This window comes from Embleya sp. NPDC001921 (assembly GCF_053594475.1).
In genome coordinates, this window is the sequence record NZ_JBSFEO010000025.1 from 55,304 (window position 1) to 69,137 (window position 13,834).

Consider the following 13,834-nt stretch of genomic DNA (forward strand, 5'->3'; position numbering starts at 1 on the left):
GCGGCTCGCCGGCCGGACAGGACGATCCAGGGTGTGCCGGTGCGGCCCCTCCCACCGCCGCGGATACCGGCGAACGAACTCCGGCCCGGCCGTCACTGCGAGCCGAGCCCACCAGGTAGAGCACGACTTACCTCCGCCGTGACTCAGCCGAAGATCCGCCGGACGGGCCCCTAGCGCGGCGGGCCCGGCATGGGTGGCGTGGACGGGTTGTATGCCGGGTTGTATGCCGGGCCGTATGACGCGCCCATGCCGGCCGGTGCCGATACGCGCCTCGTACCGCCGACCGCGATCGAGATGGACGCGGCGATCAGCCCGACGCCGGCGAGGCCCATCGACAGGCCGCTGTTCTCGGAGCCGTACGCGACGGAATAGTTGTTCTGTCCGCCTGATACGCAGCGGGTGGATTCCTTACTGCCGGAATCGGGCTTGCACACCCACTCGTTGAAGTGCCCCCGCTTGACATCGTCCTCGTCCTGCTCGACGAATCCCATTCCGAGAAGTACGAACCCCGCTATCAGAAAGATCAGTTGGAGTAGGCGTGCGATCGGATGCATGTATAGAGGCCTCGCCGTTCGAAGTCGTTCACTACGTAAGTCGCGGGCGACGGCGTGCACCGCGCACCCACGGTTCCGGGGAACCCCGGAAGGAATCGCGCCCCTTCTTCCGAACCATCGACAGCGAGCCGGCGGGACGGCGCAGAGCACACGGACACACCACCCGCACGCCTTCCGCCACGGACACAGCTCGCGGCCGACGCGCGATCCGAGGGGCAATCCGGATGGCGCGTCACGTCACGTCACGTCAGGACGGACGTCGCCTGATGCGGCACTGGGTGAGGTACTTCACCGTGCACATCGGCGTCTTGGGTACCGACCGATCGTCGTCGAGCCACAGTGCCTCCTCCCATGCACCTTCGCGGGCGGCGCGATTCCCCGTTCGATCGTGCCGACACGTGCCGGAGCCGCCCACGGACGAGCCCCCGACGGCCCGGTGGGATCAACTGTGGCGGCCCGCGGACCCGGTGGGGAGAACAACGGCGTCCCGCCTCGGCCTGGGACGTGCATCCCGGCGCCGACCTGCGTAAACGGCCCGCGAATGGGACGGGTTCATGCGGCCGCGATCAACGAGCAGTGCCGGCCGGTCGCCCATGACGGGCAACGCGTCATGCTCGAACGCCACGGCCCGCCCCCCTCCTGAGCCCGGAGCTCGTATCCACACTGCGCACCATGACCGACGCCCGGCACTCCATAAAGCAGGTGCGGAGGACCGGGCGCCCGGGTCGCGATCCCGCTCACCCATTCCACCCACGCCCGCTACGCGCCCACGTCGATGATGGACGTCACCGTCGAGGTCCGGTCTTGCTCGGCGCGGCGCAGCGCAGCGGGTTCATGGCTCCGGGTTCATGGCTTCGGCTCCGATCCGCCGACGCTGTCTAGACTTCCGCCGTGAACGACACCACTCATGGCATACGGATCAGACCGGGCGGCCTGGCCGACGCGCCGGGCGTGCTGGGCATGCTCGACGCCGCAGTGGCCTGGATGAACGATCGCGGCAACACCGAGCAGTGGGGCACGACACCGTATTCGCAGAAACCCGGCGGGGTGGCGCGGGTCGAGCGGTACATGACCGAGAACGCGCCGCACATCGCGGAGTTGGACGGAGTACTCGTCGGCGCCCTGGTGCTGGACACCGGGCCCAGCCCCCTGATGCCGATCGCGCCGGCCGAGGAACCCGAGCGCTACGTCCGGCTGTTGGTCTCCGACCGACGGCACGCCGGCCTGGGTATCGGGGCGAACCTGCTTGCCCATGCCGCGGAGGAGACCCGGCGCGCCGGCGTGGAGCTGCTACGGGTCGACTGCTGGGCGGGCGGCGGGGGCGAACTGGTCGCGTACTACGAGCGCAACGGCTTCACCCCCACCGATCGCTTCATGTCCGACGCATGGCCCGGACAGGTGCTCGCCCGGCGAGTGGGCTGACAACACGCGGAGGTTCACCGGCACGGCAACGTGGAGGAAGTCGCAGCTCCGGCTCGGCCGGGCTCATCCGGTGCGGCTCAGGGGGCCAGCGCGACATGACAGTAGGGCGTCTTGTAAGCGGACGTGTCGAAGCACCTGACGGTGTCACTGCTCGAGATCTTCGTCCACATTCCCCGGATGTGGTACGTCTGCGCACCGTTGTAGAAGGCCACGTGATAACCGGTGTCGGGGAAGGTGAAGGCGTCGACATCCTTCTTGTCCCATAGCCACCCGCCCACCGATTTGCCGGGGTTCAGATCCTGCTGCTGGCAGCTCACGGTGCGTTGCCCACCGGGGAAGTTCCATACGTTGCACCGATGGTCCCCGCCGGTGTCCAGCTTGAGGGTGTAACGCATCTTGTCGCTCGCCGTATCGTTCACCGCTCGACCACAAGGCGCCCACGTGCACCCGGAGGCGCTGGCCGGGCCGCCCGTGAAGACGACTCCGCCGAAGGCCATCGCCATGGCCGCGACACCGCCCGCGAACTTCCTTCGCCGACTCATTCGATCCTCGCGTTTCTCACACCGTTCAGCGGGTGGTGTGCCTGCCCCCGACCACATCGAGTGATCTGCGGACCCAACGTCTCCGGCCGCGGCAAGGGAGGCAATACCGTCGCCGTCCCGCTCCGGGCGCGGGACGCTCCCAAGGTTCCTGATCTGCTGTTCCGCCTGGGAGATGGGACGCCTGCGGGATGCCGCCCGCCGGGCGGGTGTACACGCCCGGTCCGTCGCCGCTCCCGCCGTTGCCCGTCGCCCCCGGTCGGTCACAGGCGGGCGGTGGCCTTGGCGACGAGTCGCGGCAACAGGTCGGCCTCCCAGCCGCGTTGGGGGTACCCGTCCGGCGTGGACAGGTGGCCCAAGGGCGTGATCCGGACGATGAACTCGTCCTTGCGGAACTGCACACCGCCCTGCGCGCTGTAGCCGGCGTCCGCGCCTGCCGAGGGCGGCAGTTCCCGGTAGTCGGCGAGCCGACGCGGGCCAGAGGCGGAGAAGTCCCAGTCGTGGGTCATCTCGGCGCCGGTGGCGATCGACACGATGTCCACGGTCAGGCTGATCGTGCTGTACGCGTCGATCACCCGGGGTGTGTCCAGCGTGAGTTTGCAGGTCGTGCTGCGCAGCGCGGGCCCCTTGCTCTTGAGGAAACCGCGGGCGTCGGCCGTGCCGACGACATCGACGCCGCGCACCTCGGGAAAGACCTCCCGGACGTCGGTGGCGGTGACGATGTCGCACGCGTCCGGCCACGTGGTCGGGTCATCGGGTCGAGCCGTGAACCTGCCGTCCTTCCCGGGCGCGGGCGGTGCCGAGGGCCGGACGTCGGCGGTGCGCGCCGGCTTGGCGCTCTCCGTCGGCATCCGGCCCGTGGAGTCGATCGACGGAAACGGTGGCATCGGCTGCTGTGCGGCCGCGGGTGGTCCCGCTCCGGCGGGGTCCTCGAACGCCTTGCGATCGTGTCCGCCGCCACCGTCCGTGCCGTTGATCAACAAGGCGGCGACCACGGTCGATACGATGCCCGCCGCGACCAGCGCGACCCATCTGCCCGAGCCACCCGCGAACGCGCCGGAACCCTCCCGCGCCCCGGCGGCCTCCCCCGGCACGGCCGGCGGCGGAAAGGGCGGGAAGGCCGGAGCGGGCGGAGCCGCGGGAGGCGGCGGGGCGTATGCGGGTCGGGGCGGGTCGGGTACGTCGTGCCGGGCTTCGGACACACTGAACTCCAGGTAATCACGGACTCGTTCGGCGCCGGGCGCCGTTCGCCCACCCTGCGCGCGCGAACGGTCCCGACCACGGCACGCTAGGCGCCCGGCGACACACCCGGCATCCAACGAGCGCGGGAGAACCGGGTAAACCCTGGCGGTATGCGGGCGCGATCGGCCGGCATGCGCCGGGTTCGGGCGGCGCCGCGGTGTGGGCGCGCCGTTTCGTGCGTGCCCGTACGGGGGCGACGCCGGCAGCCGGCGCCAGGGCGAGGTTCCCTTCCGGGTCGGGCACGTGCCGAGCGATGCTGCGGCTACGTGCCCTGTCGGAGGCGAGGCGAAGGGGTGGGCGGTGGCCGGTAGGCGTTTGGCGTCTCGTACGTCGCGCGCCGCCGGTACTCGAATGCGACGACCTTCGGGCCGGACCCGAGTGGGGTGCGGCGGGTTCGATGCTCGTTGGGTGGGAGGTGCTTTGCCTGCGGGGTGATTGCGGCTCATCGGCGGGTTCGGCGTGTGCCGGTCGCGTGGGCACTCGCGCTCTGCCGGAAACGGTCGTCTCGTGTTCTGCCGATCTGCGGATGGAGTCGAACCGCCGCCGGAGAGCACGTTCTCCGGCGGCGGTTCGGGAGGTTGGCTCAGGTCGGTCGAATCGCTTCGGTCGGGCCCGGGGCTACTTGGAGACCTTGTTGTGCTTGAAGTCGTAGCGCCAGAACCTGGACGCGGTGCTCGTGCCGACCTTCACGCGAGTCTCGATCTGGCAGGTGAGGGTGCCGTTGATGCCTCCGAACAGGCGAAGGTGGCCGCGTTGTTCGTAGACGTCGAATCGGTAGTCCTTGTAGGCGGCGCCGCCGCGCAGGACGTAGTGGCCCTTCTTGCCCTTCAGGGGGAGGGTGGCGCTGATGGTGTCGGTCCAGGTCTTGGTGACGTCGAAGCCGACGGTGGCGCTGATGCCCTCGTGACTGACGCCCAGGGTGCCGCCGACCTTGTTGGCGAGGGAGACGCTCTTGTCGAGTTTGACCGAGATGGGGGCCCAGCTCGAGGCGGACCAGTTCGGTTCGTCGGGCCAGATGGTGTGGGTGCCGATGAATTTGGGGTTCTTGGCCTCGCGCTTGCCGGCGCAGGGCTTTCCGTCCGCGGCGGGCTTCTTGGCGGACGTGGTCGAGGACGGCCTGCGGGACGAGGAAGAGGAGGATGAGGCGTCGGCTGCGGTGAAGAGCCCGGCGAGGACGATCAACGTCAGGGCCAGGACCAGCGTGAGACGCAGGTGCGTTGTGCGGGTCGCCATGATGGTTCTCCAGGATGGAGGCGCGGCGATGTCGTGACGTCGCCGTCGCGAGGATCGGATGTCGCCCGGCCGGGGCTGTCGACGGCGTGCCGGGCCTGTCCCGTTCTCGGGGTGCAAGGCCGGTCCTTGGCGCCGTCCGGACCGAGATTTCCCGTCCGCTGCGGCTGCGACAAGGGCGAGGGGCGTGTGGGACAGTCCGGCTCCGTCCGGCCTGGTCGGAAGCCCTGTCCGAGGGTGGGGGCGTACGTGGCGCCGGTGTCCGAGCCGGTGTCGGTCGGTCGGCTCGCGGTGTGGCGCCGCCGTGGCGGGATGTCAGGCATCCAGGACGCGCCGCGCCGTGTGGTTCGGTTGCGCCGGGGAGGGCACCTCGGCCGCGCCGCTGGTCCCGGGAGTGGGCTCGGTCGCTGGGCTCGGCCCGGTGACGGCGGCGGCGCGGGTGCGGGTCGGTGCGATGGCCGTCGGGCCGCTCGTTCACGTACCGGCGGCGGGGGACCGGCGCCGGCCGCGTGGGTGTGAGAGAGGCGTAGTGCGCGGGACGACGTTCGGTGAATGCCCGTGCCCGTTCCGGGACATGGCGAAGCGCTTCGCCGGGTCGACGACGTCGAGCCGTGGTGGGCGTTGTTTCGCCGGGTCAGGTTGGTGTGCGCGCGTCGGGGGTGGGCGCCGGCTACAGGCAGTCGTTGGTCACGTCGTGGCAGGTCTCCTCCGGGAAGGGGTCGGCCGGTTCGGTCCTGGACGGCGGCCACGTGAAGGAGGGTTGCTGCGAGGTGGCCCGGGGCCAGGGTGGCGGCGTGTACTCGTCCCGGCGGGGCACCGTGATCGTGGTGCGCGGTGCGGGCGGGGCCGGTGGCGTGCTCTTGGGTGCGGTGGCCGGTGGGGTGCTGCTCGCCGAAGGCCGGGTCGTCGGCGTGTCGTCGGCGACGGGACTCACGGCGGCGATCGGGGTGTCCACGGTGGTGGGCTCGCCGGTGTGCGGGCGGGGGGTGTTCGCGGGGGCCGATCCCGGTGGGGTCGGGCGGGTGTCGTCGGAGTCGCGCAGAATGCCGATCCCGGTGGTGCCCGCGGCGAGCAGCAGCACGGTGGCCACGGTCACGGTGAGTCGACGGCGCCGCGAGATCCCCGACAGGATCCGCCGCTTCGACGACCGGGGTCGGCTCGTGTGCGCGTCCTCGGCGGGCGGCGGGTCGGCGGTCGGCGGCGGGGCGTCGTCCTCGGCCGGAGCGTGCGGGAGTTCACCGCCTCCGTGTGCCGGGCCCGTGTCGGAGGCCGGGATGCCGCCGCCGTCGCCGCCATCGGCGGCCGGGCCGGGGGTCGGGGCCAAGGCGGCGTGATCGTCGTCCGCGGGCTGCGTGTCCGTCGGCGCGGCCGGTTCGTCGCCATGCACGGGGTCGTCATGCGCGGGGTCGTCGTGCGCGGGGTCGTCGTCCTGTGCGGGGTCGTCGTTCTGTGCGGGGTCGTCGTCCGGATCGGCTGCGGACTCCTGCCCGTCGGGGTCCGTGCTCGACACGACGGGGCTTTCGAGGTCGACGGCCAGGCGCTTGCGGGCCAGTGTCCACGTCTCGACCGTGGCGGCGTCGCCGCCGCAGGCGCGTACGAACACGGCGAGGAGTTCCTCGCGGGGCAGGTCCTGTCGGTTCAGTACGCCGGCGAGCGTTGCCCTGGGCAGGCTGGCCCCGAACCCCTGGGCTCTTCGCTCCAAGGCGCGGTAACTCAGATTCGTCCATTGCCGTAACTGCCGCATCGCGGTCACGAACTCCGCCGGCGTGCGCGCCGAGTCCGGACCCGGTTGGGTATTCGTCACCCTGGTCGACCGTCCCTGTCCCCCGTGGCGGCCCGTATACACGGACCGAAACAGCGGTCATTCTCATCAACGGACGGCGGGGCGACAAGCCCTTCTCGACAACTGTCACGGCTTGTCCCGGTGCATGACACCGCCGGCCCGCAAGGCGGAAGCCTCGCGGGCCGGCGGCGGAAGTACCTTCGGAGGGCGGATCGTTCGGAGGGTTCAGGATGTGGCCGGGCACCACCCATCGATGAAGCCGGCCCGGCGTCCGCCCGGCCTGCACCCGCATCCGTCGGCCGGGGGGCCGGGCGGGTTCTCCCGGGGTGGGCGCGCAGTGCCGGTGACGGGAGTTCCGGCGCGCGGTTGTCCTTGCCGGCCGCCAGGTGGTCGAGCCATCGCTCGTACCAACCGAGGAAGTCGCCTGCGGAGGAGGCGTTCGGGCTCCGGGAGCCTTCCGCGTTGCCGATGACGATCCGTCCGGTGAGAGGGCCGGTCGTCGCGATGAGGGCCAGGTCGGTGCATCCGATGTCGATGACGCGAAGGAACAGGTCGCGCCCGGGTGCCTCGGGGTCGACGGCGAGGCTGAATCCATGAGTGCTGCCCGGGGGATCCATCGTGTGGAGCGGAGGTTGCCCGGGGCCGGCGGGGTCCGACATGCCGTGGAACGGTGCTGCGCCCGAACCGCCGATGGTGGAGCAGGAACTGCCGGTCGGGGCCGGGGGGTACGTGCGGCGTGGGAGTCGTCAGCGGTCGGCGACGGTGATGTGGCGGTACGCGACGACCCGGGACGCGGGCGCGAGGGGGGCGACGGTGACGGTTCTGCCGCTGCCGGGGGAATGGACGACCTTTCCGTTCCCGATGTACATCTGCACGTGGCCGCCGCCGTTGGTGATCACCAGGTCGCCCGGAACGAGGGCCTGGCGGGTGGTCGAGGTGCCGGAGCGGACCATGCCCCAGGTGGTGCGCGGGAGTTTCACGCCGGCCGCGGCCCAGGCGCGCATCACCAGGCCCGAGCAGTCGAACGCGCCGGGGCCCGTCGCGCCCCACCGGTACGGCTTGCCGATCTGGGCCTTGGCGTAGGCCACGGCGGCGTCCGCGCCGGACGCGTGCGCGGCCGGGGTGGGCTTGCGGGTGTCGGTGGTACCGCGCGCGTCGGGGGCCGGGGTCTGGGAGTCGTCGGCGTCACCGGAAATGTCGGTGCCGGTACCGGCCTTCGTCGCGACCGGCGTTGTCATCGTGGCGGGTTCCGTGGACGTGGGCGCCGTGGACGTGGGTTCCGTGGACGTGGGCGCCGTGGATCCGGGCACGCGCAGGGTGGCGCCGGCGTAGATGAGGGTGGAGTCGCCGAGTCCGTTCGACTCCTGGAGTGCCGCAACCGTCGTCTGGTGCGTCACGGCCAGATGCCAGAGCGTGTCGCCCCACCGCAGGACGATCTCCCGCTCGGCCGCCGGCTCGACGGGTTCGGCCGCGGGGTTCGGCTCGCCGGCGGGGGCGGGGGCCGTCGGGTCGGGTTCGCCCACCGCGATGCCGGGGGCGGTCGCGGCGGTGGCGGGGGCGTCCGGGGCCGGCGGCTTCGCGGTCGGGGTGGACGCGTCGCCGCCCGGGGTGTCGTTCGCGGGCTTGCCGTTCTCGGGCTTGCCGTCCCGCGGAGCGGCGGGGTTCGTGGGGGCGGCGGTCGTCGGCGCGGCAGTGGTGGCCGGTGCCGTGGCGGCCGGCTCGGACGGCGTGTGGGGCGCGTCCGTGTCTTCCGAGGTCGGTACGTCCACGACGAGGTCGGGCGACGCGGCGGGTTCGCTCGCGCTCGGCCTGGGCGACACGAGCGCGAACACGCCGATGACGAACGCGCACAGCAGTACGACCAGCAGGCCGCCGCGCTTGCGGGCCGCCTCGCGCCAGGCGTCCCTCGCGGGCGCCGTCGAGTGTCGACGCCGCCCGCCGGCGACGGTCTTCGTACGGCCCGGCGCGGACGACGCGCCGGCGATGTCCGTTCCCGCCGGTGGGGTGTCGGTCTTCGCGCGGTCGGCCGATCGCGATTCGCCGCGTCCCGCCGCGGATTCGGTCGTCGCGGTGGCGGCGGGACGACGCGCCGGTCTGACCCGGCCCACCGCGACGGTGCGCTCCAGCGCCGGGATCTGCCCGGCCCCCGTACCCCGCACGGACGCCGTGGCCGTCGTGGCCGCCCGGGCCGCCCGCTCCGAACGGCCCGCCGGCGCGTCGACCGCCCCGCCCCGGGCCGGAACGCGCCGCGTTTGCTGTGTCATGACGACCTCCCTCGTCGGCCGCCCTCGCGGCTCGCAGGGAACGCTCGCCGACTCGGCGATGTCCGGCCAGAGGATTCGCCGTCCGAGACAGTCCGGACTCGTCCGACGGCCGCCGACCGGCCCACGCGCAGGCCGGCCGGCGGAGCGTCGCGCCGCCGGCCGACGCGGCGCTCCGTACGCCCGGCCAGGAATCGACCCGGGCGCGCCCGGCCCGAAGCAACGCCAGTCACGGCCACCTTGCGGCCGGCGCGGCGCGCGTCGACGCGGCCGGTGGACGTACGCCGTGTCCGCGGACCGTCGAGGCGTCTTCGAGAACTCGCGCCGTAGTCCCACCCCCGAGAGCGACGTCGGTAAAGCCCGCTGACCTGCGCGGACGAGTCCGGACAGTCCCGGACGCCCAGATCCCTGGCCGGACGATGCGACCGGCGGGGAGGCTCGGCCGTGTTCGAGCCGACCAGCGACGAGGAGAAACCCCCGTGACACGACGCTTGTTCGCAGCCGGTCCCGGAAGGCACCGCAGGGACACGCCGCAACACCGGGTGCTGCGGCCCGTCGGCCTGCTCCTGGGGGCCGCCGCGCTCGGCATACCGGCGCTCGCCTTCGCCGGACCCGCGGCCGCTTCCGAACGCGGACGCCCCGCGACCCAGGGCATCGTCCCCCGGGAAACCACCGCGCCCGAGCCTGCGGCTCCACCACGCAACACCCGCTCCGACAAGGCGACACCGCAGGCCGATACCTCCTCCACCCGAGACCCCGGGTCGGCGGAGAACGTTCCCGCGTGCTCCTGCCCCGGCGACCGGCACCCGCCCGAGGAGCCCACCGGCAAGCCGGACCCGAAGCCCCCGGCCGTGGACGGGTCGGACACCCCCACCAACGACGCGAGCTGCGGCGGGGGTTCGACCCCGACGGCGGACGGCTCGAACACATCGCACAAGACCGACGGCACGGAATCCCGAGACCCGGAATCTCAGGCCTCGGAACCTGGGGACACCGAAGGTCGGGACACCGACGCTCAGGACGCGGAAGCCACGGGCACGGAACCTGAAGTCGAGGCGCCTGAGCCTGCGGAGACCGATCAGACGACGCCGACGGCGACCGACCAAGCGGCGGACGGCCCCGGCTCCGAGGAGTCGGGCAACGGGCGGAACGAGCAGGCCGAACCGGACACGACGTCCACGCCGGACCCGAAGAACGAGCCCGAGAACGACGGGGGCGACACGGAGCCCGACGCATCCCGGACCCCGACGAACGCCGACGCCGGCGGATCCGACGCCGGGGCCCCGGAAGCCGAGACGCCGAACGACTGTGCATGCCCCAAGAGTTCGAACGACACCCAGACGACGCCACCCGAGCCGGACGACAAGCCGGAGGCTCCCACCCCCGACCAGCCCGAGTGCTCGTCGAATTCGGCGGACCCGACCACCGAAACCGGTACGAACGACACCGCCACCACCACCGACGCGACGGACTCGACGGGTTCGACGGACTCGCCCGAGGCGGCCGAGACGCCCGAGACCAACGTCCCCACCGACACGACGAAGCCCGGCAACTCGCAGACCCGGCCCGACCGCACCTGCTCCCCCGCACCCGCCCACACAAAGGCCACCGCTCACCCGGACGGAAAGAAGGGCAAGACCTCGAAGCCCAAGACCTCGAAGCCCAAGACCTCGAAAGCCAAGACCTCGAAGGCCAAGAGCCCGAAGGGCAAAGCGCCGAAGGCCAAGGCACCGAAGGCCAAGACTCCCACCAAGCGTTCGCCCCACAAGAACAAGCCCCGCTGCACGGAGTTCGACCCCGCCAAGCCCGGACAGGTCGAACCGCACGCACCCGCCGACGACACCTTCGTCGCTCCCCGACCCCTGATGTCACGTCCGACGACGTCCACCGTTGTCCACACGAACGGCGATGCCCGCTGACGCGAGGCACCGACGACCTCACGTCCGGATGCCACGCCCGGCCGTGGCGACTTCGCCGAAACTCGGCTCTTCGCAACGCCGTACACGAGGTGCGTCACGCGCTCCCCGCGGACGATCCGCGAAAGGTTGTCGAACAGGCTCGGGCCGGCAAGAGCACAGCCCCGTCCGTGCGGCCCCCAGCCACCACCACCGGAGGCGAACTCCGCCGCACCAGCCGGGACATGGCCCGCGCGGGCTCCGCGACAACCCGCACCCGCACCCGCCCTCGAGCCCTCCGCCCTGTCGGCCGCGCATCGGTGACACCAGCCCGTCCTCGCGTCGTCGACCGACGAAATGTGCACTCACCCGGACCGACGCAACGGAAACGGACAACAGGCATGCCCCGCCACCAGGCCTCACGTAGTCGCGCCCCGCCACATCACGGCGTGACCAACCCGCCGCCTCACATCCACCCCGGCACCGCCCTGCCCACACCACCACCCGCGAACAAACGAATGAACGAGCGAACGGACAAGGAGCACACATGAAAATCCCCCTCCGACTCTCCCGATCCACCGTCATCGCCACGATCGTCGGCGGCCTCACCCTCGCCGCCGGCATCACGGTCACCACCCCCGCCGACACGTCCCGGACCCGATCCGCCCCCTCCCCCACCTCCGCCACCGATCCCGACGCCCCCTCGAACGGCGGCCGAGGCCTCGCCGTCACCACCGACGCCGTCGAACTCGCCGGATCCTCATCCGCCTCCACCACCCCGGCCAAGACCACACCGGCGCTCCCCGCCGTACGCAACCTCAAGACCAAGCCCGGCAATCAGTCGGTGCAACTGTCCTGGTCCAAGGTCACCGGCGCGGACGACTACCGCGTCTACGCCGCCCCCGGATGCGACCTCCTCGGCCCGGACAAGGCCAAGTACCGCCGCGTCAAAGACAACCTCAAGACCAAGACGACCTGGACGCACACCAAGGTCACCGAGACCTGCATGAACTACTTCGTCGTCGCCGCGCGCAAGGGCCGCGAAGGCGCCCGCCCTCCGTTCGGCACCCGGGCCACCGCCGCCCAACCCAACCGCAACCACGACGAGGCGGTCCGGAAGTACTTCAAGTCCGCCCCCTCCCCCGGCGACCGGGTCGCCCGCACCTCGGTCGCACCCGGCACCGACCGGGGCATGGTGATCACCCGCGCCTTCATCCGCAACAAGGACGCGGCCAGCGACGCCATCGGCGACCACCGCTCCTGGAGCAGCCTGCCGGTCGTACCCGCCAAGGCCACCATCGCGTGGAACACCGGGACCGGCGAAGTCGCCGTGTACGTCCACAAATCCTGCGCACTCGGCATCACCCTGCCCGGCGGCGCCAAGGAGACGCTGTGCCGTGACGCGCTCCCGATCGCGTTCGTCGCCGACGCCGCCTCCGTGGGCGACGGCTCCAAGGACAAACGCAACCTGTTCTCCGTGTCCAAGACCGCCGACGGTGGCCTCAGCATCGGCATGTCCGCGGCGAACTCCTGGAACGACAAGGTCTGCCTCCCGTCCGATCCCGGGCCGAGCATCTGCATCTCCCTCGGACGCATCAACGCCCGAGCGACCCTGACCCCCACCGGCAAGACCTTCTCCGCCAAGCTCACCGGAGACCTCTTCCCGGCCTGGGAGTTCGTCCGCTATCCCACCACCGCTCCCGCCGCGCCCCTGGGTCTGGGCCTGGTCCTGGGAACCCGCGACCAGACCCAGCCCCTCGACCTCACCAGCGGCAAGACCTCCACCTGCACCACACCCGCCAAGGAAACCCAGACCTTCCCCAACCCCATGTCCTGCTGACCCACCTCCAACCCCGCCCGCACCGCGCCTGCACCCGCACCCGCACCGACCTCCACGTCGCATCGGCATCGGCATCGACACCGCCGTCACCGCGTGGAGGTCGGTGCGGGTCGCAGTGACCGTCGCCGCGGACCTCGTCCGACAGCACCTCCCGGACGTCCGAGATCGTCCGGGACAAAGACCTTCCGGACCCCCGTCCGAGTCCTGAGCGCATGCGATGCCATGGCGTCCCGCGCAGCCGTCCGAGGTCGGCGACCGATCCGCCGGCCGCCCCGGACAGCCGACCCCGGCAGGCCGCCATCGGTACGTGGAGGCGAAAGACCCGACAAGAGGCGACGCCGGCGTGTCGGCCGACAAGGTCGTCGTACGGACCTCAGGACAGACACACGTGTCGGGGCCGGACACCGACACCGCCCGACCCGACACGACATGTCGGCTCACCGGACACGAGCCGACGCCGCCTTGTCGGCCGACGCACACGCGTACCGATCCACCCGACACATGTGTCGGGCTCCCAGGGGCCGCCCCGCCACCCGACACGACATGTCGGCCGACACGCTCGCCGTACGGAAGCCCGACAAACGTGTCGGGGAGCGGCTGGGCCGAACCGACGGCATCGTCGCGGATCTTCACCTGGGCCCCGACCCATCGAGGACGAACTCGCCGCATTCGTAGATGTGTCCGGCTCTGAGCAGGCGCTGCGGCCGTTGTGGGCGTCGCCGCCTCGGCAGGCACCGCCGAGGAACAGGGCGCCGCACGCACGCGTGTCGCCTGCCGCGCGGGGCGGGCCGGCCGCGACGGCCGGGGCGATGTCGATCAGCGCCCGCCATGGATGCGCAACCCGTGCTGCCGGACATGGCGGCCGACACGAGACCCGACGACAGGCGCCACACAGGTCGTCGGGCGGATGTCGCGTGCTCCCGAGGCAGCGACAACAGCGCTGTCGGGTCCGCGCGGCGTCAACCCGGAGGCGCCGCCATTCGTCCCCGACACGCCGTCCGTGTCGGCACCCGAGGGGCTCGCTGTCGCCGTCAACCCACGTGGCCGACACGCCTGTTGCCACAGTCG

General features: G+C 71.8%; 9 protein-coding genes. 3 read left to right on the plus strand and 6 right to left on the minus strand.

From position 1 onward, the window contains the following. Positions 1-170 precede the first annotated feature (170 nt). Positions 171-491, minus strand: coding sequence for a hypothetical protein (locus tag ACWCPW_RS27295; RefSeq protein ID WP_449764234.1), 321 nt, complete (start codon positions 489-491; stop codon positions 171-173). A gap of 954 nt (positions 492-1,445) precedes the next feature. On the opposite strand from ACWCPW_RS27295, the gene ACWCPW_RS27300 reads away from it, so the two are divergent. Continuing rightward, positions 1,446-1,976, plus strand: a complete 531-nt coding sequence (locus ACWCPW_RS27300) for a GNAT family N-acetyltransferase (protein WP_449764235.1) — start codon at positions 1,446-1,448, stop codon at positions 1,974-1,976. 77 nt (positions 1,977-2,053) lie between these two features. Here ACWCPW_RS27300 and ACWCPW_RS27305 read toward each other — a convergent pair whose 3' ends face one another. The 5 genes from ACWCPW_RS27305 to ACWCPW_RS27325 all read right to left on the minus strand — a co-directional run bounded on the left by ACWCPW_RS27305 (position 2,054) and on the right by ACWCPW_RS27325 (position 9,034). Further along, entirely contained in the window at positions 2,054-2,479 is a 426-nt protein-coding gene (locus ACWCPW_RS27305; RefSeq protein ID WP_449764236.1) for a hypothetical protein, read from the minus strand. 299 nt (positions 2,480-2,778) lie between these two features. Next, positions 2,779-3,510, minus strand: a complete 732-nt coding sequence (locus ACWCPW_RS27310; RefSeq protein WP_449764237.1) for a hypothetical protein — start codon at positions 3,508-3,510, stop codon at positions 2,779-2,781. An 865-nt stretch (positions 3,511-4,375) separates the two neighbouring features. Beyond that, entirely contained in the window at positions 4,376-4,990 is a 615-nt protein-coding gene (locus ACWCPW_RS27315; RefSeq protein ID WP_449764238.1) for a hypothetical protein, read from the minus strand. A 667-nt stretch (positions 4,991-5,657) separates the two neighbouring features. Continuing rightward, entirely contained in the window at positions 5,658-6,791 is a 1,134-nt protein-coding gene (locus tag ACWCPW_RS27320) for a hypothetical protein (protein WP_449764239.1), read from the minus strand. Positions 6,792-7,516: 725 nt separating this feature from the next. Beyond that, a complete protein-coding gene (locus tag ACWCPW_RS27325) occupies positions 7,517-9,034 on the minus strand; it encodes a C40 family peptidase (protein WP_449764240.1) in 1,518 nt (505 codons plus the stop codon). 476 nt (positions 9,035-9,510) lie between these two features. On the opposite strand from ACWCPW_RS27325, the gene ACWCPW_RS27330 reads away from it, so the two are divergent. Together ACWCPW_RS27330 and ACWCPW_RS27335 are read left to right on the plus strand one after the other, a co-directional pair. Further along, the gene (locus tag ACWCPW_RS27330) at positions 9,511-10,950 is read left to right on the plus strand and encodes a hypothetical protein (RefSeq protein ID WP_449764241.1); all 1,440 of its coding nucleotides are present in this window, start codon (positions 9,511-9,513) and stop codon (positions 10,948-10,950) included. Positions 10,951-11,473: 523 nt separating this feature from the next. Continuing rightward, the gene (locus tag ACWCPW_RS27335) at positions 11,474-12,766 is read left to right on the plus strand and encodes a hypothetical protein (RefSeq protein ID WP_449764242.1); all 1,293 of its coding nucleotides are present in this window, start codon (positions 11,474-11,476) and stop codon (positions 12,764-12,766) included. Positions 12,767-13,834: the final 1,068 nt, after the last annotated feature.

Coding starts and splice junctions, on each gene's coding strand:
- ACWCPW_RS27335 (WP_449764242.1), top strand. CDS start 11,474: ATGAAAATCCCCCTCCGACTCTCCCGATCCACCGTCATCGCCACGATC.
- ACWCPW_RS27295 (WP_449764234.1), bottom strand. CDS start 491: ATGGGATTCGTCGAGCAGGACGAGGACGATGTCAAGCGGGGGCACTTC.
- ACWCPW_RS27305 (WP_449764236.1), bottom strand. CDS start 2,479: ATGGCGATGGCCTTCGGCGGAGTCGTCTTCACGGGCGGCCCGGCCAGC.
- ACWCPW_RS27325 (WP_449764240.1), bottom strand. CDS start 9,034: ATGACACAGCAAACGCGGCGCGTTCCGGCCCGGGGCGGGGCGGTCGAC.
- ACWCPW_RS27315 (WP_449764238.1), bottom strand. CDS start 4,990: ATGGCGACCCGCACAACGCACCTGCGTCTCACGCTGGTCCTGGCCCTG.